The sequence below is a fragment of the Burkholderia sp. YIM B11467 genome, assembly GCF_052952715.1.
In genome coordinates, this window is record NZ_JBQVSQ010000006.1 from 230,284 (window position 1) to 249,846 (window position 19,563).

19 protein-coding genes are annotated in these 19,563 nt (G+C 66.0%); 5 read left to right on the forward strand and 14 right to left on the reverse strand.

Annotated features, from left to right (window positions below; genetic code table 11):
- Nucleotides 1-109 precede the first annotated feature (109 nt).
- The 3 genes from ACTRWB_RS22015 to ACTRWB_RS22025 all read left to right on the forward strand — a co-directional run bounded on the left by ACTRWB_RS22015 (nt 110) and on the right by ACTRWB_RS22025 (nt 3,153).
- The gene (locus ACTRWB_RS22015; protein ID WP_446903218.1) at nt 110-1,330 is read left to right on the forward strand and encodes a helix-turn-helix domain-containing protein; all 1,221 of its coding nucleotides are present in this window, start codon (nt 110-112) and stop codon (nt 1,328-1,330) included.
- 31 nt (nt 1,331-1,361) lie between these two features.
- Complete coding sequence (locus ACTRWB_RS22020) at nt 1,362-2,054, forward strand: Vgb family protein (RefSeq protein ID WP_446903219.1); 693 nt, start codon at nt 1,362-1,364, stop codon at nt 2,052-2,054.
- Nucleotides 2,055-2,169: 115 nt separating this feature from the next.
- On the forward strand, nt 2,170-3,153 hold the full coding sequence (locus tag ACTRWB_RS22025) for a DMT family transporter (RefSeq protein ID WP_419684281.1): 984 nt from the start codon (nt 2,170-2,172) through the stop codon (nt 3,151-3,153).
- A 54-nt stretch (nt 3,154-3,207) separates the two neighbouring features.
- On the opposite strand, the gene ACTRWB_RS22030 is transcribed toward ACTRWB_RS22025, so the two are convergent.
- Nucleotides 3,208-3,531, reverse strand: coding sequence for an RnfH family protein (locus ACTRWB_RS22030; protein ID WP_446903220.1), 324 nt, complete (start codon nt 3,529-3,531; stop codon nt 3,208-3,210).
- Nucleotides 3,532-3,535: 4 nt separating this feature from the next.
- A complete protein-coding gene (locus tag ACTRWB_RS22035; RefSeq protein ID WP_446903221.1) occupies nt 3,536-3,973 on the reverse strand; it encodes a type II toxin-antitoxin system RatA family toxin in 438 nt (145 codons plus the stop codon).
- Nucleotides 3,974-4,071: 98 nt separating this feature from the next.
- Here ACTRWB_RS22035 and smpB point away from each other — a divergent pair, with 98 nt between their 5' ends.
- A complete protein-coding gene (gene smpB, locus ACTRWB_RS22040) occupies nt 4,072-4,518 on the forward strand; it encodes an SsrA-binding protein SmpB (RefSeq protein WP_048248603.1) in 447 nt (148 codons plus the stop codon).
- 249 nt (nt 4,519-4,767) lie between these two features.
- Here the strand turns inward: smpB and ACTRWB_RS22045 are convergent, their stop codons facing one another.
- The 3 genes from ACTRWB_RS22045 to ppsA all read right to left on the reverse strand — a co-directional run bounded on the left by ACTRWB_RS22045 (nt 4,768) and on the right by ppsA (nt 8,824).
- Nucleotides 4,768-5,703 (reverse strand): SPFH domain-containing protein, encoded by a 936-nt coding sequence (locus ACTRWB_RS22045; RefSeq protein ID WP_048248604.1) that lies wholly within the window; start codon nt 5,701-5,703, stop codon nt 4,768-4,770.
- A 33-nt stretch (nt 5,704-5,736) separates the two neighbouring features.
- Nucleotides 5,737-6,171: an NfeD family protein gene (locus tag ACTRWB_RS22050; protein ID WP_048248606.1), complete on the reverse strand. Its 435-nt coding sequence runs from the start codon at nt 6,169-6,171 to the stop codon at nt 5,737-5,739.
- 253 nt (nt 6,172-6,424) lie between these two features.
- Nucleotides 6,425-8,824, reverse strand: a complete 2,400-nt coding sequence (gene ppsA, locus ACTRWB_RS22055; protein ID WP_129512419.1) for a phosphoenolpyruvate synthase — start codon at nt 8,822-8,824, stop codon at nt 6,425-6,427.
- 374 nt (nt 8,825-9,198) lie between these two features.
- On the opposite strand from ppsA, the gene ppsR reads away from it, so the two are divergent.
- A complete protein-coding gene (ppsR, locus tag ACTRWB_RS22060) occupies nt 9,199-10,014 on the forward strand; it encodes a posphoenolpyruvate synthetase regulatory kinase/phosphorylase PpsR (RefSeq protein WP_048248608.1) in 816 nt (271 codons plus the stop codon).
- A gap of 109 nt (nt 10,015-10,123) precedes the next feature.
- Here the strand turns inward: ppsR and ACTRWB_RS22065 are convergent, their stop codons facing one another.
- The 9 genes from ACTRWB_RS22065 to rseP form a co-directional block, all read right to left on the reverse strand.
- On the reverse strand, nt 10,124-10,906 hold the full coding sequence (locus tag ACTRWB_RS22065) for a TrmH family RNA methyltransferase (RefSeq protein ID WP_446903222.1): 783 nt from the start codon (nt 10,904-10,906) through the stop codon (nt 10,124-10,126).
- Nucleotides 10,903-11,547, reverse strand: coding sequence for a ribonuclease HII (gene rnhB, locus ACTRWB_RS22070; RefSeq protein WP_129512421.1), 645 nt, complete (start codon nt 11,545-11,547; stop codon nt 10,903-10,905). The genes ACTRWB_RS22065 and rnhB overlap by 4 nt, the downstream gene beginning before the upstream one ends.
- On the reverse strand, nt 11,544-12,713 hold the full coding sequence (lpxB, locus tag ACTRWB_RS22075; RefSeq protein ID WP_043888491.1) for a lipid-A-disaccharide synthase: 1,170 nt from the start codon (nt 12,711-12,713) through the stop codon (nt 11,544-11,546). The genes rnhB and lpxB overlap by 4 nt, the downstream gene beginning before the upstream one ends.
- A gap of 3 nt (nt 12,714-12,716) precedes the next feature.
- Nucleotides 12,717-13,505: an acyl-ACP--UDP-N-acetylglucosamine O-acyltransferase gene (lpxA, locus tag ACTRWB_RS22080; RefSeq protein WP_129512423.1), complete on the reverse strand. Its 789-nt coding sequence runs from the start codon at nt 13,503-13,505 to the stop codon at nt 12,717-12,719.
- Nucleotides 13,506-13,563: 58 nt separating this feature from the next.
- Nucleotides 13,564-14,031 (reverse strand): 3-hydroxyacyl-ACP dehydratase FabZ, encoded by a 468-nt coding sequence (fabZ, locus tag ACTRWB_RS22085; RefSeq protein WP_017331951.1) that lies wholly within the window; start codon nt 14,029-14,031, stop codon nt 13,564-13,566.
- A 129-nt stretch (nt 14,032-14,160) separates the two neighbouring features.
- Complete coding sequence (lpxD, locus tag ACTRWB_RS22090; protein WP_446903223.1) at nt 14,161-15,240, reverse strand: UDP-3-O-(3-hydroxymyristoyl)glucosamine N-acyltransferase; 1,080 nt, start codon at nt 15,238-15,240, stop codon at nt 14,161-14,163.
- A 16-nt stretch (nt 15,241-15,256) separates the two neighbouring features.
- Nucleotides 15,257-15,754, reverse strand: a complete 498-nt coding sequence (locus tag ACTRWB_RS22095; protein WP_048248617.1) for an OmpH family outer membrane protein — start codon at nt 15,752-15,754, stop codon at nt 15,257-15,259.
- 64 nt (nt 15,755-15,818) lie between these two features.
- Nucleotides 15,819-18,128 (reverse strand): outer membrane protein assembly factor BamA, encoded by a 2,310-nt coding sequence (bamA, locus tag ACTRWB_RS22100; protein ID WP_446903224.1) that lies wholly within the window; start codon nt 18,126-18,128, stop codon nt 15,819-15,821.
- A 61-nt stretch (nt 18,129-18,189) separates the two neighbouring features.
- Entirely contained in the window at nt 18,190-19,560 is a 1,371-nt protein-coding gene (gene rseP, locus ACTRWB_RS22105) for an RIP metalloprotease RseP (protein WP_446903225.1), read from the reverse strand.
- Between the last annotated feature and the right edge of the window lie 3 nt (nt 19,561-19,563).

A 19,563-nucleotide genomic window follows, 5' to 3' on the forward strand; every position in this document is an offset into this window, starting at 1 on the left:
GTGCCTCCTTCCGTTGGGTATCCGGGCACGGCGTACGGGGCCGTGTGCGTGGTGCTAGATTAGTGCCGGGCATCGGACCGGAGGGAGTGACAAGTGTGTCGGGATTCGAATGGATTCGCTGATCACGGCAGCCGCGCGCGCGCTCGCGGCCGGTGACGCGCTCGGCGCGCTGAACCGTGTCGCGCTGCGCGACGATGCGCCAGCGCTCGCGCTGCGGGGCATCGCGATGGCGCAGCTCGGCGATTTCGAGCGCGCGCGCGTACTCGTGCGCAGTGCCGCGCGCGCGTTCGGCGCGAAGGAAGCCGTGGCGCGTGCGCGCTGCGTCGTTGCGGAAGCGGAGATCGCACTAGCGTCGCGCGATCTCCGCTGGCCGACACGCGCGCTCGATGCCGCCTGCGCGACGCTCGACACGCACGGCGACCATGCGAACGCCGCGCATGCCCGTTATCTCGGCGTGCGCCGGCTGCTGCTGATCGGTCATGTCGACGATGCCGAACGGATGCTCGCGAACCTCGATCCCGCGCCGCTGCCGGCCGCGTCGCGTACCGCCCACGAGCTGATCGCGGCCGGCATCGCGATGCGCCGCATCCGCACGCACGTGGCCCGCGCCGCGCTCGCCCGTGCGCGCGCGGCCGCCCGCGACGCCGGCATCGCCGCGCTGACGGCCGAGGTCGACACCGCGGCGCGCGTGCTCGACGCACCGGCCGCGCGACTCATCGCGCGCGGCACGTCGCGGCTCGTGCAGCTCGACGAAGTCGAAACGCTGTTCGCGTCGAATTCGCTCGTCGTCGACGCGTGCCGCCACACGGTGCGCGACGCCCGCACGACCGTGTCGCTCGCGCGGCGCCCCGTGCTGTTCGTGCTCGCCCGCGCGCTCGGCGAGGCATGGCCGACCGACGTGTCGAGAAACGCGCTCGTCGCCGCCGCGTTCCGCGCGAAACATGCGGACGAATCGCATCGTGCGCGCCTGCGCGTCGAGATCGGCCGGCTGCGCGCGGTACTGCGGCCGCTCGCAAATATCATCGCGACGCCGCGCGGCTTCGCGCTCGAACCGCTCGGCGTGCGCGAGACCGTCGTCCTCGCGCGCCCGGTCGACGATCGCCACGCGGCCGTGCTCGCCCTCCTCGCCGACGGCGAGGCGTGGTCGAGCTCCGCGCTGGCACTCGCACTCGGCGCGAGCCAGCGCACCGTGCAACGCGCGCTCGACGCGCTCGCCGAAGCGGACAAGGTGCAGGCGCTCGGCCGCGGCCGCGCGCGCCGCTGGCTGACGCCGCCGCTGCCCGGATTCGCGACCACCTTGTTACTCCCGGCGCCGCTGCCGGGAGATTAGGATGACCTCACCGAACCACGAGGTGACGAACATGAAACGCTCCAGCGCTGACATCATTCGCGAATACGGCCCGTTTCCGGGCGTCGACGGCGTGCACGGCGTCACGTTCGACGGGCAGCACGTGTGGTACGCATCCGGCGACAAGCTGAATGCGCTCGATCCGGAACGCGGCACGACCGTCCGCTCGATCGACGTCGCCGCGCATGCGGGCACCGCGTTCGACGGCCGCCACCTGTTCCAGATCGTCGAGGACCGCATCGAGAAGATCGATCCCGAATCGGGCCGCGTACTCGCGACGATCCCGGCCCCCGGCGGCGGCGCCGACTCGGGGCTTGCATGGGCCGAAGGCACGCTGTGGGTCGGCCAGTACCGAGAACGCAAGATTCATCAGATCGACCCGGAATCGGGCGCCGTGCTGCGCACGATCGAGTCGAACCGCTTCGTCACCGGCGTGACGTGGGTCGACGGCGAGCTGTGGCACGGCACCTGGGAGGCCGACCAGAGCGAGCTGCGGCACATCGATCCGCGCACGGGACAGGTGCTGGAACAGGTCGACATGCCGCCCGGCGTCGGCGTGTCGGGGCTCGAATCCGACGGCCGCGACCGCTTCTACTGCGGCGGCGGCAACAGCGGGAAGCTGCGTGCCGTGCGGCGGCCGGCGCACTCGCAGGCGCGTACGCCGGGCGACGGTGCCGCAGCAACGCCCGATCCGGCAGACGCCTGAGCCGCCGCCTGTCGCCGCGCCGCGCCGCCGTGCGCCAAGTGCAGGATTGAACAAGACACTGTCGGGACGGCGTCGCTAACATGCCCGCTCATCAGTCATTTGTTCGGAGCGATCGATGCAGCGCGGTGTGGTTTATGGTGTCCTGGCCGGTGCCATGTGGGGCATGGTGTTTCTCGTTCCGCGGCTGCTGACCGATTTCTCGCCGCTGCTGCTGAGCGCCGGCCGCTACACGATGTACGGCCTCGTCTCGCTCGCGGCTGCGCTACCGGCCGTCCGCTCGCTGCTCGCGCGGCTGACGCGCGAGGATCTCGTCGCACTCGTGAAGCTCGCCGTCGTCGGCAACGTCGCGTACTACATGCTGCTGTCCGGCGCCGTGCACCTGATCGGCATCGCGCCCAGCTCGCTGATCGTCGGCGTGCTGCCCGTCACCGTCACGCTCGCGGGCCTCGGCGACCACGGCGCCGTGCCGCTGCGGCGGCTCGCCGCGCCGCTCGGGCTGGTGATCGCGGGCATCGTCTGCATCAACGTCGACCTGTTCACGTCCGAGGCCGCGCACGCGACGACGCTCGGCCAGAAGCTCGCAGGGATCGCTTGCGCGGCGGGCGCGCTCGCGAGCTGGACCTGGTACGCGGTCGCGAACGCGCGTTACCTGCAGCGCCATCATCATTTCGGCGGCAACGAGTGGTCGGTGCTGTGGGGTGTCGTGACCGGCCTGATCGGCGGTCTCTGCTGGATCGCGATCCTCGCGCTGCCGGCCGGCACGGTGCAGGCGGCCGTCCCGGCCTCACGCTGGCAGCTGTTCTGGCTGCTGAACCTCGTGCTCGCGATCGGCGCGTCGTGGCTCGGTAACGGGCTGTGGAATGCCGCGTCGAAGCGGCTGCCTCTTACGTTGTCGGGCCAGTTGATCGTGTTCGAAACCGTGTTCGCAATGCTCTACGCGTTCGTGTACGACCAGCGGATGCCGCACGCGCTCGAGATCGCCGCGCTCGTGTTGCTGCTCGCCGGCGTCTACGGGTCGGTGCGACAGCACGGCGACACGCCCGCCGGCGGCAATACGCCGGGCAGCGCATCGGCAAACGCAAACGCCGCGGCCCACTGAGCGCCGCGGCGTTTGATCAGACGAATCGGAACGAAAGGCGCGAAACCGAGCGCGTCAGCGCGCGTCCTTGTGCATCCACTTGCGCCCCTCGACGGAGCCTGCGCGGCGGGATTTGTCGACGCGCCGCTGGCGCGCCAGTTTCGGATCGACGATCAGCGGGCGGTAGATCTCGACACGGTCGTGGTCGGCGAGCCGCGCATCGAGCGGTGCGAGCTTGCCGAACACGCCCGTCTTCGCGTGCGCGAGATCGATCTCCGGGTGCAACGTGAGCACGCCGCTCGCGTCGATCGCCGAGCGAACGGTCGCCCCTTCGGGCAGCGACAGCGGAATCAGCGCCTGGCGGTCCGGCAGCGCATAACAGACTTCGATCGACAGCATCGCGTCACCCCTTCCCGTAGCGCTGGTCGGCGCGCTTCACGAACGAATCGACGAACGTGTTCGCGATGTGGCTGAACACGGGCCCGATGATCTTCTCGAGCAGAATGCTCGAAAACTCGTAATGCAGCGCGAATTCGATCTTGCACGCATCGGCGCGCAGCGCCGTGAAACGCCACGTGCCCGTGAACTTCTTGAACGGACCGTCCGTGAACTCCATGTCGATCCGCGTCGGGCGCTCCTGCGTGTTGCGCGTCGCGAAATGCTGCTTGATGCCCTTGAAGTTGATGTCGATGCGCGCTTCCATCCCGCTCTCGTCCTGACGGCGAATCTCGACGCCGCCGCACCAGGGCAGGAAATTGGGGTAGTCGTCCACGTCGGTGACGAGGTCGAACATCTGTTCCGCCGAGTGACGGATCAATACGGTTTTCTGGACATCTGCCATAAATCGCGCGGCATCGCTTAAGGTGGGAACGCAAGCCGGGCGATTCTCGCCCCGCTTTGCTAAAATCGTGATTTTAAACGAGTTGGCCCAATCCATTCATGAGCATCATCGACAACAGGAAAGCGCACTTCGATTATCACATCGAGGAACGCTACGAGGCGGGGCTCGTGCTGGAGGGCTGGGAAGTCAAGGCGCTGCGCGCCGGGCGTGGCCAGATCAGGGAAGGCTACGTCGTGGTGAAGAGCGGCGAGATCTTCCTGATCGGCACCCACATCAGCCCGCTGCCCGAAGCCTCGACACACATCACGCCCGACCCGGTTCGCACGCGCAAGCTGCTGCTGCACCGCGACGAGATCAAGAAACTGATCGGCAAGGTCGAGCAGCGCGGCTACACGCTCGTGCCGCTGAACTTCCACTACAAAGGCGGTCGCGTGAAGTGCGACATCGCGCTCGCGAAGGGCAAGAAGCTGCACGACAAGCGCGAAACCGAGAAGAAACGCGACTGGGAACGCGAAAAGGCACGCATCATGCGCGCCGGCACCTGACGCGCGCAACCCGCATCACAAACGACACGGCCCGCTCGAAGCGGGCCGTGTTGCTTTGGGTTCCTGAATCGAGCGCGCCGGTCACCCGGAGGCTGCCAGCGGCATTCGGCGCGCAACGCCGGTGGTTTCGACTGGCGATTCGTGCCGAAGGCACCCTATGGGCCCCAGCCGAACTCGCCCGGCTGCGCGACGATTCGCCGCACGCGGATCGCCGCATACCGCGGCCACCCGCACACCGGGCGCACTGGCTCAGCCCTTCCCGCCCGCGGCCGGCGACGCGCTCTTGACGATCGTCAGCGCCGACGCGACCGCGGAACCGAGATCCGACAGGTTCGACGGCACGATCAGCGTATTGCCCTGCTTCGCGAGATTCGCGAACGCGCCGACATACTGCTCGGCGACCTTCAGGTTCACCGCATCCATGCCGCCCTGCGACTGCATCGCGTTCGCGATCTTCTGGATCGCCTGCGCGTTCGCCTCGGCCACGGCAAGAATCGCGGCGGCCTCGCCTTGCGCCTGGTTGATCGCGGCCTGCCGTTCGCCCTCGGATTTCTGGATCGCCGCCTCGCGTGCACCCGACGCGAGGTTGATCTGCTCCTGCTTGCGGCCTTCGGAGGCCGCGATCAGCGCGCGCTTTTCGCGCTCGGCGGTGATCTGCGCCTGCATCGCGTGCAGGATTTCCTTCGGCGGCGTCAGGTCCTTGATCTCGTAGCGCAGCACCTTCACGCCCCAGTTCGCGGCGGCGTCGTCGAGCGCCGACACGATGCTGTGGTTGATGAAGTCGCGCTCCTCGAAGGTCTTGTCGAGCTCCAGCTTGCCGATCACCGAGCGCAGCATCGTCTGCGACAGCTGCGTGATCGCGAACACGAAGTTGCTCGACCCGTACGACGCCTTCATCGGGTCCATCACCTGGAAATACAGCACGCCGTCGACCTGCAACTGCGTGTTGTCGCGCGTGATACAGATCTGGCTCGGCACATCGAGCGGAATTTCCTTCAGCACGTGCCGGTATGCGATGCGATCGACGAACGGCAGCACGATATTGAGACCGGGCGACAGCGTCGCGTGATAGCGCCCGAAACGCTCGAGCACCCACGCATGTTGCTGCGGCACGATCTTCACCGTCTTCGACACGATCACGATCGCGATGACGAGCAGGACAACCCAGATGATCAGCGAATCCATGAAGCGTTCCCTCCTTGTTTTATCAGCGGACAATCAGCCCGCGGGTTTCGCCACGACCACGAGACAGTTGCCTCGTACGGCGCTCACCTGATACACACGCGCGTCGTCGCGCTCGCCGTTCGCCAGCTCGACGTCCCAGTCGGCGCCGCGATACTGCACGCGCGCGCGGCCGTCACGCCACGCATCGACCATGACGGTCGAGCCGATATCGAGATTGACGTCGGGATTCGTCGACGTGTCGCGCTTCTGCTTGCGGCCGAGCCCCGAACGGCGCAGCACGATCATCGCAATGATCGCGACTGCGGCCGCCGCGCCGAACTGCACATGCGGCGCGAAACCGGCCAGCTGCAGCAACCCGCCCGCGAGAAAGCCGAGCGCGATCATCAGCAGGTAGAACGTGCCCGTCAGCAGTTCGGCCACGACCAGCACGCCCACCGCGACCCACCAGAACAGATGCCCCGACATCATTGTGGTCTCCAGAAAAACGTCCCCAACGCGCACCTGCGTTGCATGGGCCCGGATTATGCGCCGAAGCACGACTCCGGATCGACCCGTTCGCCGCCCCCGCGAGGACGGTCGGCACGTTGGGAGCGGCCCGGTGCGTACCCACAAACAAAAACACCCCGGTGCCTACCGGGGTGTTTATAGCATGAACCTTGCATTTTGCCTTCATCGAAAGCGCAGCGGTGCCGCCCTTTCGCCGAAGATGCATTACCGGCCATTACTTCCGGTTGGCCAGCGCCTGCCACGTTTCGATGATCGTGTCGGGGTTCAGCGAGATCGACACGATGCCTTCGTCGGTCAGCCATTGCGCGAAGTCCGGGTGATCGGACGGGCCCTGGCCGCAGATACCGACGTACTTGCCCATCCGGCGGCAGGTATCGATCGCGCGCTTCAGCAGGAACTTGACGGCCGGATCGCGCTCGTCGAAGTCGACTGCCAGCAGTTCCATGCCCGAATCGCGGTCGAGGCCGAGCGTGAGCTGCGTGAGGTCGTTCGAGCCGATCGAGAAACCGTCGAAGTGTTCCAGGAACTCTTCGGCGAGGATCGCGTTGGTCGGGACTTCGCACATCATCACGAGGCGCAGGCCGTTTTCGCCGCGCTTCAGGCCGAACTTCTCGAGCAGGCCGACCACACGCTCCGCCTGCTTCACGGTACGCACGAACGGCACCATGATCTCGACGTTGGTCAGGCCCATCTCGTCACGCACGCGCTTCAGTGCACGGCATTCCATCTCGAACGCCGGCGCGAAGTCTTCGGCGATGTAGCGCGAAGCGCCGCGGAAGCCCAGCATCGGGTTTTCCTCGTCCGGCTCGTAACGCGAACCACCGATCAGCTTCTTGTACTCGTTCGACTTGAAGTCGGACAGACGCACGATCACAGGCTTCGGATAGAACGCCGCGGCGATCGTCGCGACACCTTCCGTCAGCTTGTCGACGTAGAACTGACGCGGCGACGCGTGGCCGCGCGCGACGCTCTCGACCGCCTTCTTCAGGTCCTGGTCGATGTTCGGGTACTCGAGGATCGCCTTCGGGTGAACGCCGATGTTGTTGTTGATGATGAACTCGAGACGCGCGAGGCCCACACCGCCGTTCGGCAGTTGCGAGAAGTCGAACGCGAGCTGCGGGTTGCCGACGTTCATCATGATCTTGACCGGGATTTCCGGCAGTTCGCCGCGCTGCACTTCCGTGACTTCCGTCTCGAGCAGGCCGTCGTAGATCTTGCCTTCGTCGCCTTCCGCGCATGACACGGTGACGAGCGCGCCGTCCTTCAGGATGTCGGTCGCGTCGCCGCAGCCGACCACAGCCGGCACGCCGAGCTCACGCGCGATGATCGCCGCGTGGCAGGTCCGGCCGCCGCGGTTCGTGACGATCGCGGCCGCGCGCTTCATCACCGGCTCCCAGTTCGGGTCGGTCATGTCGGCAACCAGCACGTCGCCCGGCTGCACGCGTTCCATTTCCGACGGATCCTGGATCACGCGCACGGGGCCCGCGCCGATCTTCTGGCCGATCGCACGGCCCGTCGCCAGCACCTGCGACTGGCCCTTCAGCTTGAAGCGCTGCTCGGCCTTGCCGGTCGCCTGGCTCTTCACCGTTTCCGGGCGTGCCTGCAGGATGAAGATCTTGCCGTCGCGGCCGTCCTTGCCCCACTCGATGTCCATCGGACGCTGGTAGTGCTTCTCGATGATGACCGCGTACTTCGCCAGTTCGATCACGTCTTCGTCGGTGATCGAGTAGCGGTTGCGCTGTTCGTGCGGCACGTCGACCGTCTTCACGCGGCCCGGCTCGCCCGGCTGCGTGAATTCCATCTTGATCAGCTTCGAGCCGATCGAGCGGCGGATGATCGGGTACTTGTCCTGCGCGAGCGTCGTCTTGAACACATAGAACTCGTCCGGGTTCACCGCGCCTTGCACGACGGTTTCGCCCAGGCCATAGCTCGACGTGATGAACACGGCGTCCTTGAAGCCCGATTCGGTGTCGATCGTGAACATCACGCCGGCCGCGCCGACGTCCGAGCGGACCATGCGCTGCACGCCGGCCGACAGCGCGACCTCGGCGTGCGTGAAGCCCTTGTGCACGCGGTACGAGATCGCGCGATCGTTGTACAGCGACGCGAACACGTGCTTCATGCGGTCGAGCACGTCTTCGATGCCGACGACGTTCAGGTACGACTCCTGCTGGCCGGCAAACGATGCGTCCGGCAGGTCTTCCGCGGTCGCGGACGAGCGCACGGCAAACGACAGCTCGCTCGGCGAGCCGTTCTTCAGGACTTCGAACTGCGCGCGGATTTCCTGCTCGAGGCGCGCCTGCATCGGTGCGTCGACGATCCACTTGCGGATTTCGGCACCGGCTTCGGCGAGCGCCTTCACGTCGTCGATGTCGAGGGACTCGAGACGCTTGGCAATCCGATCGGTCAGGTCGTTGTGCGTGAGGAAATCGCGGAAAGCGAGCGCGGTCGTGGCGAAACCGGTGGGTACGCGAACGCCAGCCTCGGAAAGCTGGCTGATCATCTCGCCGAGCGACGCATTCTTGCCGCCCACGATCTCCACATCGGTCATCCGCAACTGCTCGAACGGAATTACATACGCCTGGTCCTTTGCGACGTTTGCTGCGTTAGTCATACAAGCCCCTAAGTGTGAAAAAAATGCTCGATTGCGCAAGTGGGCTCGGACGCGGGCGCCTGCAAAAAGGCGCGGCGCGTCTTGCGCAACCTGTTAGATAAACAATCGCAGCGGCGAGAATCTTCCGACCCGATTTGCAAAAATCCCGGCAGAAGGGCGATATTTTCAGACAAATCGCCGAACTTGCCGGGAATTTTGGAATCGAGCGGGCAAGCCTGAGGCGCCGATCGCGCCCTGCCCCCGCAATTGCTTATCCAACAGGTTGCCGCTATTCTACCGTGCCGGCTGCCGGATGTGGCGCGACCTTGTCACTGCGTCTGGAGGCGAACCTCCAGCCCCCGCGCAACCGCCCTTCACGTTCGACGCCCAGATTCATGCTGCCTACCGTATTCATCGTCTCCGACGGCACCGGGATCACTGCCGAAACCTTCGCGCACTCGATCCTCTCCCAGTTCGACCAGAAATTCCGTCTCGTGCGCGTGCCGTTCATCGACTCGCCCGACAAGGCCTACGCGACCGTCGAGAAGATCAACGACGCCGCCGTGCACGACGGCCGCCGCGCGATCGTGTTCACGACGCTCGTCGACAGCGAGTCGAACGACATCGTCAAACGCTCGAACGCGCTCGTGCTCGACATGTTCCAGCGCTTCGTCGAGCCGCTCGAGCAGGAACTGGAGCTCAAGTCGAGCCACGCGATGGGCCGCGGTCACCAGAATGCGGACACCGAGGAATACAAGACGCGGATCGAGGCGATCAACTTCTCGCTCGCGCACGACGACGGCCAGTCGAACCGCAACCTGTCGGAAGCCGACGTGATCCTCGTCGGCGTGTCGCGCAGCGGCAAGACGCCGACGAGCCTATATCTCGCGATGCAGTACGGCGTGAAGGCCGCGAACTATCCGCTGATTCCGGAAGATTTCGAACGCGGCAAGCTGCCGTCGTCGCTCTCCACGCACCGCGAGAAGCTGTTCGGGCTGTCGATCGACCCGCAGCGCCTGTCTGAGATCCGCAACGAGCGCCGGCCGGGCAGCAAGTACGCGGCGCCCGAGAACTGCCGCTACGAGATCAACGAAGCCGAAGCGATGATGCGCCGCGAAGGGATCAAGTGGCTGTCGTCGACGCACAAGTCGATCGAGGAAATCGCGACGACGATCCTGCAGGAAATCCGCCTCGACCGGCAGTCGTACTGAGCATCCGCGCGCGTGCGGCCCCTGGCCGCCGCCGGAAACAAAAAGGCCGCGTTCGACGCGGCCTTTTTTCGTTGTGCGGGTTTCGCGTGCGGCAGTGCACGCCCGGGCATCATGCGTGCCGCTGCTGTCGCACCTGTTCGAACAGGCACACCGCCGCGGCAGCGGCAACATTCAGCGACTCCATTCCGCCCGGCTGCGGAATCGTCACGCGATGCGTCGCCGCATCGCGCCAGAACGCCGACACGCCGGCGCCCTCGTTGCCGAACACCCATGCGACCGGCCCCGACAGGTCGCAATCGTAGATCGCCTGCGCGCCGTGCGAATCGGTCAGCGCGACCGGTACGTCGAGCCGCCCGGCGAGCGCGTCGGGCGCCACATCCTCGTGGATCGACAGCAGGAAGTGCGCGCCCATGCCCGAACGCAGCACCTTCGACGACCACGCGTAGGCCGTACCCGGCGCGCAGAACACATGGCGCACGCCGGCCGCGGCCGCACTGCGCAGGATCGAGCCGACGTTGCCGGCATCCTGCACGCCGTCGAGGACGACCGACGTGTGCGTCACGCGCTCCGGCAGCGGATGTGCCGGCCGGTCGACGAGCAGCAGGAAACCGACGCCGTTGACGACGCTCGACAGCTGGCCGAACAGCGCATCGGGCAGCGTGACGACACGCTGCGCGTCGACGCGCGCGACGATCGCCTGTGCCTCGACATGGCCGAGCGCGCCTTCGGTGGCGACGCACAGCTCGGGCGTGGCACCCGTATCGAGGTACGCGCTGGCGAGGTGGAACCCTTCGAGCAGTGCCTGACCGCCGCGGCGCTGCTGGGACGTCGAACCCGCGAGCGCCTTCAGGCGCTTGTACAGCGGGTTGTCGCGGGAAGTGATGCTTTTCATCGAATCAGGTCGAGTGCAGCGCGAACCGGTGCGAACGTGCGCCGATGCGCTTCGCACGGGCCGTGCTCGCGCAGCGCGGCAAGGTGTTTCGCGGTGCCGTAACCCGCATGCACGTTGAAGCCGTACACCGGGAAGCGTTCGTGTAGGTCGACGAGCATGCGGTCGCGCGTGACCTTCGCAAGGATCGACGCGGCCGAGATGCTCGGCACGAGCGCGTCGCCGCTGACGATCGCCTCGGCGCGCACCGTCAGCGTCGGGCAACGGTTGCCGTCGATCTGCGCGAGCGTCGGCAGCACCGACAGGCCTTCGACGGCCCGCTTCATCGCCAGCATCGTCGCGTGCAGGATGTTCAGCGTATCGATTTCGTCGACGCTTGCCGACGCGACGCAATACGCGCGCGAGCGCGCGACGATCAGGTCGTACAGCGCGTCGCGCTTCTTCGCGGACAACGCCTTCGAATCGTCGAGTCCGTCGATCGGCTGCGCCGGATCGAGGATCACCGCGGCGGCCACCACCGGCCCCGCGAGCGGGCCGCGGCCGGCTTCGTCGACACCGCAGACGATCTCGTCGGGCCGGCTGAAGTCGAAGCCGCCCTGCACGTCGCTCGATGCGCGGCGACGCGTTGCACGGACTGCCGTCATGCGCGCCCCTTGCGTTGTTCGAGCACGCGCACGACCGCTTCGGCCGCCTTCGCGGCCGTGTTCTGCCGCAGCGAAAGATGCATTTCGGTAAACACTTCGGTCAGCGTGCGGCGGTTCGCGTCGTCGCGCAGCTGCGTGAGCGTCGCGTCGGCCAACGCCTCGGGCGTCGCGAAATGCTGCAGCAGCTCGGGCACGACGAAGCGCCCCGCCAGGATGTTCGGCAAGCCGACGTAAGGCAGGTAGCCCTGCCGGCGCATGATCTGCCCGGTCAGCCAGGGCACCTTGTACGAGATCACCATCGGCTTCTTCAGCAGCGCGGCTTCCAGCGTGACGGTGCCGCTCTTCACGAGGATCGCGTCGGCGGCCGTCATCGCGACCTGCGAGCGGCCGTCGGTGATCGTCAATGCCAGCTGCGGATGCGCGTCGACGAGCGGCTGCAGCAACTCGCGCAGCGCAGGCGTCGCCGCCGGCATCACGAATCGCACGCCGGGCTCGCGTTGCTGCATCAGCGCCATCGCCGCGAAGAACGTCGGGCCGATCAGCGCGATCTCCGAGCGCCGGCTGCCCGGCAGCACCGCAATCACGGGGCCGTCGGCCGGCAGTCCCAGCGCGATGCGCGCGCCATGCGTGTCTGGCTCGAGCGGAATCTCGTCGGCCAGCGGATGGCCGACGTAGGTCGATGCGACGCCTGCCTTGTCGAGAATCGCCGGTTCGAACGGGAACAGGCACAGCATGTGGTCGACGGACTTGGCGATCTTCTTGATCCGGCCGCCACGCCATGCCCAGATCGACGGGCATACGAAGTGGATCGACGGGATGCCCGCGTCGCGCGCGGCCTGTTCGACGTTGAAGTTGAAGTCGGGTGCGTCGACGCCGATGAACGCGTCCGGCCGCTCGGCGAGCAGTTGGCGCTTCAGTTCGCCGCGAATCCGCAGGATCTCGGGAATCTGGCCCAGCGCCTCGACATAACCACGCACGGTCAGCTTGTCCATCTGCCAGTGCGAGTCGAAGCCCTGCGCGATCATTCGCTGCCCGCCGATCCCGTAATACTGGGCCGATTCAGGCAGCCGCTCGCGCAGACCGCCGAGCAGCGACGCCGCGAGCAGGTCGCCCGACGGCTCGCCGGCCACCATCGCGAGCCGAAGCTGATTGGTCGGAAGCGGCATCGCTTAGCGGATGATGCCGCGTTGAGACGCGTCGATGAACTCGACGAGCGCCTTCACGGGCGCATCGCCCTCGCCGCCCGCCTCCGCCAGCTCGCGCAGTTGCACCTTCGCTTCCTCGAACGACAGGCCGTTCTTGTACAGCAGGCGGTACGCGCTGCGCAGCGCCGAGATCGCGTCGGCCGAGAAGCCGCGCCGGCGCAGCCCTTCGACGTTGATCCCGTGCGGCTCGGCCTTGTTGCCTGCCGCGATCACGAACGGCGGAATGTCCTGGACGAGTGCCGACGCGCCGCCCAGCATCGAGTGCGCACCGATGCGCACGAACTGGTGAACGCCCGACATCCCGCCGACGATCGCCCAGTCGCCGATCTCGACGTGGCCGGCCATCTGCGCGTTGCTCGACAGGATCACGTGGTTGCCGACCCGGCAGTCATGGCCGATGTGCACGTAGGCCATGATCCAGTTGTCGTCGCCGAGCGTCGTCACGCCGACGTCCTGCACGGTGCCCGTGTGGATCGTCGTGAATTCGCGGATCGTGTTGCGATTGCCGATCACGAGCTTCGTCGGCTCGTCCTTGTACTTCATGTCCTGCGGACGGCCGCCGACCGACGCGTAATGGCCGATGCGGTTGTCCTCGCCGAGCGTCGTATGGCCTTCGATCACGCTGTGCGAGCCGATCGTCGTGCGCGCGCCGATCGTGACATGCGGACCGACGATCGCGTACGGGCCGATCTCGACCGACTCGTCGATCTGCGCGCCCGGTTCGACAATCGCGGTGGGATGAATCCTGGTCATGCGCCGTTGCCTCTCGATGTGATGTGTCGCGTTGCGTTGCCCATGCGTGCCGCGTCGCTCAGGGCGCCGCGTCGGTCGTCTTGACCGTGCACATCAGCTCGGCTTCCGCCGCCACCTTCCCGTCCACTTCCGCCACCGCCTTGAATTTCCAGATGCCGCGGATGTAGCGTTCGAACGTCACGTTCAGAATCAGTTGATCGCCCGGTTCGACCACCCGCTTGAAGCGTGCGCCGTCGATCCCGACGAAGTAGTACAGCGTGTTCTCCGGATCCTTCGGCTGCTCTTCCGCGAAGGTCAGCAGCGCCGCGGCCTGCGCGAGCGCCTCGAGGATCAGCACACCCGGCATCACCGGCCGCTTCGGGAAATGCCCCTGGAAGAACGGCTCGTTGATCGACACGTTCTTCAGCGCTTTGATCCCTTTGTGCGGCTCGAGTTCGAGCACGCGATCGACGAGCAGAATTGGGTAGCGATGCGGCAGCAGCGTGAGGATCTTGTGGATGTCGAGATTGATTTTTTCAGTGCTCATGATGGTTCGTCTCACGCAGATGCTGCGCGGTGGTGATGCAAAGGCTGAAGCGGGCCGCCGCGCGGCCCAGTCTGGCAAACCGGGCCGGTTGCGCTGGCCGTGCCCGGTTCGTGGTCTCGCATGGTGCGCTCAGGCGTCCGTGCCGCCCTGGGCGGCAAGCGTGGCTTCGAGCGCCTTGATGCGATCACGCAGCTTGTCGAGATTGCGCACGAGCGCGGCGCTCTTGTTCCATTCGCCGTGGTCGACGGCCGGGAACGCGCTGGTATAGATGCCGGCCTTCGGCAGCGACTTCGACACGCCCGAATTCGCGGTGATGATGACATAGTCGCCGAGCGTCACGTGGCCGGCGATCCCGGCCGCGCCGCCGATCATGCAGTGGCGGCCGATCGTCGTGCTGCCCGCGATGCCTGCCTTGCCGGCGATCACCGTGTAGGCGCCGATCCGGCAGTTGTGGGCGATCTGCACCTGATTGTCGATCTTCACGCATTCCTCGATGACGGTATCCGCCATCGCACCGCGATCGATCGTCGTGTTCGCGCCGATCTCGACGTCCGGGCCGATCGATACGCCACCGACCTGCGGGATCTTGACCCAGCTGCCGGTGCGCGCGTCGCCGTCGCCGACGAAATCCGGCGCGAAGCCGAAGCCGTCGGAGCCGATCACGGCACCCGAATGGATGATCGCGCGCGGGCCGACCTTGCAGCCGTGGTACACCGATGCGTTCGGATAAAGATGCGAGCCCGCGCCGATCGTCGTGCCGCGGCCGACGAATACGTTCGCGTCGAGCTGCACGCCGTCTTCGATCACCGCGCCGGCCTCGACCGTCACGTGCGGGCCGATCACCGCGCTCGCGGCGACCTGCGCGGCCGGATCGATCGTCGCGCTCGGATGCACGCCGACGGCGCGCTGCGGCGTGGCCAGGTCGATGAACAACTGCGCGACGCGCGCGAAGTACGCGTACGGATTCGGCGTCACAACGAAAGTGCGGCCGTTAGCGGCCGCGCCCAGCTTTTCCAGATCCTTCGGTGCGATCAACACCGCGCCTGCGCGGGTCGACTCGACCTGCGACAGGTACTTCGGATTCGCGAGGAACGCGAGCTGCTGAGGGCCTGCCTGGTCGAGCGGTGCGAGCCCGCTCACCTTGCACTGTGCGTCGCCGGCGATATCGCCGCCGAACCGCTTTACGAGTTCCTCAAGCGTCAATGCCATTCGTCGTCTGCTCCGTTCAGTTCGTCGAGCCGGACGCGAGCGCCTTGAGCACCTTGTCGGTGATGTCGATGCGCGGGCTGACGTACACGGCTTCCTGCACGATCAGGTCGTAATTCTGCTGCTCGGCAATCTGCTTGATGACCTTGTTCGCCCGCTCCAGCACGGCCGCCAGTTCCTCGTTGCGACGCTGGTTCAGGTCTTCGCGGAACTCGCGCTGCTTGCGCTGGAAGTCGGTATCGAGCTGCGCGAGATCGCGCTGCTTCTGCGCACGATCGGCCGCCGACAGCGACGTGCCGTTCTTGTCGAGCGAATCGGACATCGACTTCAGACGCGCCGCCAGGTCCTGCAGATCCTTGTCGCGCTTCGCGAACTCGGCTTCGAGCTTCGTCTGCGCCGCCTTCGCGGGCGCCGACTCGCGCAGGATCCGATCCGAATTGACCGCCGCGATGCGGGCGACGTCCTGTGCGTGCACCGTTGCCGCGCCCAAGGCCAGCGCAACGGTCAGCGCGCACATCACTCGTTTCGAAAACTTACCGGTTAGCAAAATTACCCTCTCGTTGCTGTTGTCATGCGTTCGATCAGAACGCCGTCCCGATCTGGAACTGGAATTTCTGATACTGGTCGCCTTCGTGCTTCTGCAGCGGGAAACCGAGGCTCAGCTTCAGCGGGCCGATCGGCGAGATCCACGCCAGACCCACACCATAGCCGTAACGCAGGCCGTTGGCGCCCGTACTCGTGCCGCCCGGCGCGTTGCCCCACACGTTACCGCCGTCGAGGAACGTGAACACGCGCAGCGTGCGGTCGTAGCCCGTGCCCGGCAGCGGGAACGTCAGTTCGATGTTGCCGACCAGCATCTTCGAACCGCCGATCGGGTCGTTCGTCTTCGTGTCGCGCGGGCCCAGCGAGCTCGGCTCGTAGCCACGCACAGAGCCGATACCGCCCGCGTAGTAGTTCTTGAAGATCGGGTACGGGTTGCCGATACCGTTACCGTAGCCACCCTGCAGGTTCATGCCCAGGATGAAGCCGCGCGAGAACGAATAGTAGTACTGCGCCTGCAGGTCGGCCTTGTAGTACTGGATCTTGCCGACCGGCACGCCGTACTCCATGTTCGCCTGCGTGAAGTAGCCGCGGCTCGGAATCAGCGCGCTGTCACGCGCGTCGCGCGACCACGCGACGGTCAGCGGCACCGTGTTCGACACGCGGCCGAACTGGTTCACGTAATCCTGGTAGCTCTGCGGCGTGTTCGAATCGACGTCGAGGCGGTTCTGCTCGAAGCCCGCGCCGAAGTAGACGGTGTCGACTTCCGAGAACGGAATGCCGAACTTCAGGTTGCCGCCCGCGCTGATGATCCGGAAGCTCGAGCTCGTCGAATAGTAGAGCGGCTGGTACGTGCGGTAGTAGACGTCCGTGATCCGCTTGATGCCGTCGACCGTGAAGTACGGGTCGACCTGCGTGACGGTCAGCGTGCGGTAGCTCTTCGCGGTGTTGACGTTCACCGACAGGCTGGTACCCGAACCGAACACGTTGTCCTGCGACACACCGGCCGACAGCACGACCTTGTCCGTCGACGAGAAGCCGGCACCCAGCGTGATCGCGCCGGTCGGCTTTTCGTCGACCTTCACGTTCACGTCGACCTGGTCGTTCGTGCCTTCGACCGGCACCGTCGTCACGTCGACGTTGGTGAAGTAGCCGAGACGGTTCACGCGGTCCTTCGACAGCGCGAGACGGTTCGAATCGAACCACGAGCTTTCGAGCTGGCGCATTTCGCGGCGCACCACTTCGTCGCGCGTACGCGTGTTGCCGACGACGTTGATGCGGCGCACGTACACGCGGCGGCTCGGATCGACGACGAGGTTCAGGTTCACCTTGTGGTTCGCCTGGTCGATGTCCGGCTGCGCGTTGACGGCCGCGAATGCATAGCCGTATTCGCCCAGCTTGTCGACGATCGACTTGGTGGTCTGCTGCAGCTTTTCGGCCGAGAAGCGGTCGCCCGGCTTGATCTTGATCAGCTTGTTGAGTTCGGCCTCGCGATCGAGCAGGTTGCCCGACAGCTTGATGCCCGACACCGTGTACGGCTCGCCTTCGTGCAGCGTGACCGTCAGGTACATGTCCTTCTTGTCGGGCGAGATCGACACCTGGGTCGACTCGATGTTGAACTCGAGGTAGCCGCGATTCAGGTAGTACGAGCGCACGGCCTCGAGGTCGCCCGTCAGCTTTTCCTTCGAGTACAGGTCGTTCTTCGTGTACCAGGAGAACCAGTTCGGCGTCGACAGCTGCATCTCGTCGCGCAGCGTGCTGGTCTTGAACGCCTTGTTGCCGATGAAGTTGATCTGGCGGATCTTCGCGCTCGGGCCTTCGGCCACCGCGAACAGGATCGACACGCGGTTCGCGTCGACCGGCGTGACCGTCGTCTTGACCTCGGCCGCGTAGAAGCCGCGCGTGAGGTACTGGCGCTTGAGCTCCTGCTCCGCCTTGTCGACCAGCGCCTTGTCGTAGTAGCGGCCGTCGGCGAGGCCGACTGCGCGCAGCGCCTTCGTCAGGTTGTCCTTGTCGAATTCCTTCGTGCCGGTGAAGTCGATCGACGCGATGGCCGGACGCTCCTGCACCTGCACGATGACGACGTTGCCCTGCGTGGCGATGCGAACGTCGTTGAAAAAGCCCGTCGCGTACAGCGCGCGGATTGCTTCGGATGCCTTGTCGTCCGTGAAGGTATCGCCCTGCTTGATCGGCAGATATGCGAACACCGAACCCGCTTCGACGCGCTGCAGCCCCTCGATCTTGATGTCTTGCACCACGAACGGTGCCGCTGCGTGCGCCGCGAGGCCGTGAGCGGCAAGCGCGGCCGCCGCAACTGTCTTAGGTACAAAGCGATGAGGTTTGAACAACATGCATCCCCAATATTTAGCTGCATCAAATCGGGCGGCTGCCGAGCGGCCGCCGCCTGACGCTTCAGAAATGGATTAACCGAGCCAGATCGTTGAACAGCGCGATCGCCGACAACGCGACGATGCAGATCAACCCGGCTCTTTGCAGAATCAGCTGCCAGCGCTCCGAGACGGCTTTCCCGGTCGCGGCTTCAACCGCATAATATAACAGATGCCCCCCGTCCAAAACGGGAATCGGCAACAAGTTCAGGACGCCAAGGCTAATGCTGACAAGGGCGAGGAACGACAGGAAGGCCGACGGACCGAGCCGTGCACTCTTGCCCGCGTAGTCCGCGATCGTCACGGGGCCGGATAGATTCTTCAGCGACGCGTTGCCCGTGATCATCCGCCCGAACATTCGCAGCGAATACACGGAGATGTCCCACGTGCGGTGCACGCCGAGCTGCAGGCTCTCGATCGGCCCGTAGCGCACGTCGACCGACGGCGTGTGCATCGACAGCGCCGCGCCGATGCGACCGACCTGCTGCCCCGATTCGTCGTCGCGCTGCATCTGCGGCACGATCGATACCGTTTGCGCGGCGCCGTCGCGCTCGATCTTCAGGTCGAGCTGCTTGCCCGCATGGTGCTTCACCGAATCGATGAACCGCGACGCGCCGCCGATCGGCTTGCCGTCGAGCGCGACCAGCTTGTCGCCGGCCTTCAGGCCCGCCTGCTCCGCCGCGCTGCCGGGCTGCACCGACGCGACCGACAGCGTGCCGCCGCCGGTCTCGAAGCCCAGGTGGGCCATGAAATCGTCGTCGAGCTGACTTTCGGGAACATTGCGGAGGTCGACGCGGAAATCGAACGTCGCGCTGCCGTCGCGCGCGCCGAGCACGATCTCGCGGTGATCGAACGCGGCCGCCAGCAGCTTCCAGCGCAGGTCCGACCACGATCGCACCGGCTCCGACTCACCGCCCTGCGCATCGCGGATCGACACGATCGTCTCGCTGCCGTCGAAACCGGCGCGCGCCGCCGCCGTACCGGCGGCCGGCGGCGCGACGACCGCGGCCGGCTCGGTCACGCCGGTGGCGAATACGACGGAAAACAGTGCGATTGCCAACAGGAAGTTCGCGATGGGCCCGGCCGCGACGATCGCGATGCGCTTGTAGACCGACTGCCGGTTGAACGCCTGCCCGAGCTCCTCGGGCTTGATGCCGGGGCCCGGATCGCGCTCGTCGAGCATCTTCACGTAGCCACCGAGCGGCAGCGCGGACAGCGTCCACTCGGTGCCCGTCCTGCGGCTGACCCAGCGCGCGACGGGCTGGCCGAAGCCGATCGAGAAACGCAGCACCTTCACGCCGCACCAGCGCGCGACGCGATAATGTCCGTACTCATGCACGACGACCAGCACCCCGATCGCCACCGCAAACGCGATCAGTTCGACCAGCACGTTCATGAG

Coding starts and splice junctions, on each gene's coding strand:
- lpxB (WP_043888491.1), bottom strand. CDS start 12,713: ATGCCGCTTCCGACCAATCAGCTTCGGCTCGCGATGGTGGCCGGCGAG.
- ACTRWB_RS22020 (WP_446903219.1), top strand. CDS start 1,362: ATGAAACGCTCCAGCGCTGACATCATTCGCGAATACGGCCCGTTTCCG.
- rseP (WP_446903225.1), bottom strand. CDS start 19,560: ATGAACGTGCTGGTCGAACTGATCGCGTTTGCGGTGGCGATCGGGGTG.
- ACTRWB_RS22045 (WP_048248604.1), bottom strand. CDS start 5,703: ATGGATTCGCTGATCATCTGGGTTGTCCTGCTCGTCATCGCGATCGTG.
- smpB (WP_048248603.1), top strand. CDS start 4,072: ATGAGCATCATCGACAACAGGAAAGCGCACTTCGATTATCACATCGAG.
- bamA (WP_446903224.1), bottom strand. CDS start 18,128: ATGTTGTTCAAACCTCATCGCTTTGTACCTAAGACAGTTGCGGCGGCC.
- ppsR (WP_048248608.1), top strand. CDS start 9,199: ATGCTGCCTACCGTATTCATCGTCTCCGACGGCACCGGGATCACTGCC.
- lpxA (WP_129512423.1), bottom strand. CDS start 13,505: ATGACCAGGATTCATCCCACCGCGATTGTCGAACCGGGCGCGCAGATC.
- ACTRWB_RS22030 (WP_446903220.1), bottom strand. CDS start 3,531: ATGCTGTCGATCGAAGTCTGTTATGCGCTGCCGGACCGCCAGGCGCTG.
- fabZ (WP_017331951.1), bottom strand. CDS start 14,031: ATGAGCACTGAAAAAATCAATCTCGACATCCACAAGATCCTCACGCTG.
- ppsA (WP_129512419.1), bottom strand. CDS start 8,824: ATGACTAACGCAGCAAACGTCGCAAAGGACCAGGCGTATGTAATTCCG.
- rnhB (WP_129512421.1), bottom strand. CDS start 11,547: ATGACGGCAGTCCGTGCAACGCGTCGCCGCGCATCGAGCGACGTGCAG.
- ACTRWB_RS22035 (WP_446903221.1), bottom strand. CDS start 3,973: ATGGCAGATGTCCAGAAAACCGTATTGATCCGTCACTCGGCGGAACAG.
- ACTRWB_RS22095 (WP_048248617.1), bottom strand. CDS start 15,754: ATGTGCGCGCTGACCGTTGCGCTGGCCTTGGGCGCGGCAACGGTGCAC.
- lpxD (WP_446903223.1), bottom strand. CDS start 15,240: ATGGCATTGACGCTTGAGGAACTCGTAAAGCGGTTCGGCGGCGATATC.
- ACTRWB_RS22065 (WP_446903222.1), bottom strand. CDS start 10,906: ATGAAAAGCATCACTTCCCGCGACAACCCGCTGTACAAGCGCCTGAAG.
- ACTRWB_RS22050 (WP_048248606.1), bottom strand. CDS start 6,171: ATGATGTCGGGGCATCTGTTCTGGTGGGTCGCGGTGGGCGTGCTGGTC.
- ACTRWB_RS22025 (WP_419684281.1), top strand. CDS start 2,170: ATGCAGCGCGGTGTGGTTTATGGTGTCCTGGCCGGTGCCATGTGGGGC.
- ACTRWB_RS22015 (WP_446903218.1), top strand. CDS start 110: ATGGATTCGCTGATCACGGCAGCCGCGCGCGCGCTCGCGGCCGGTGAC.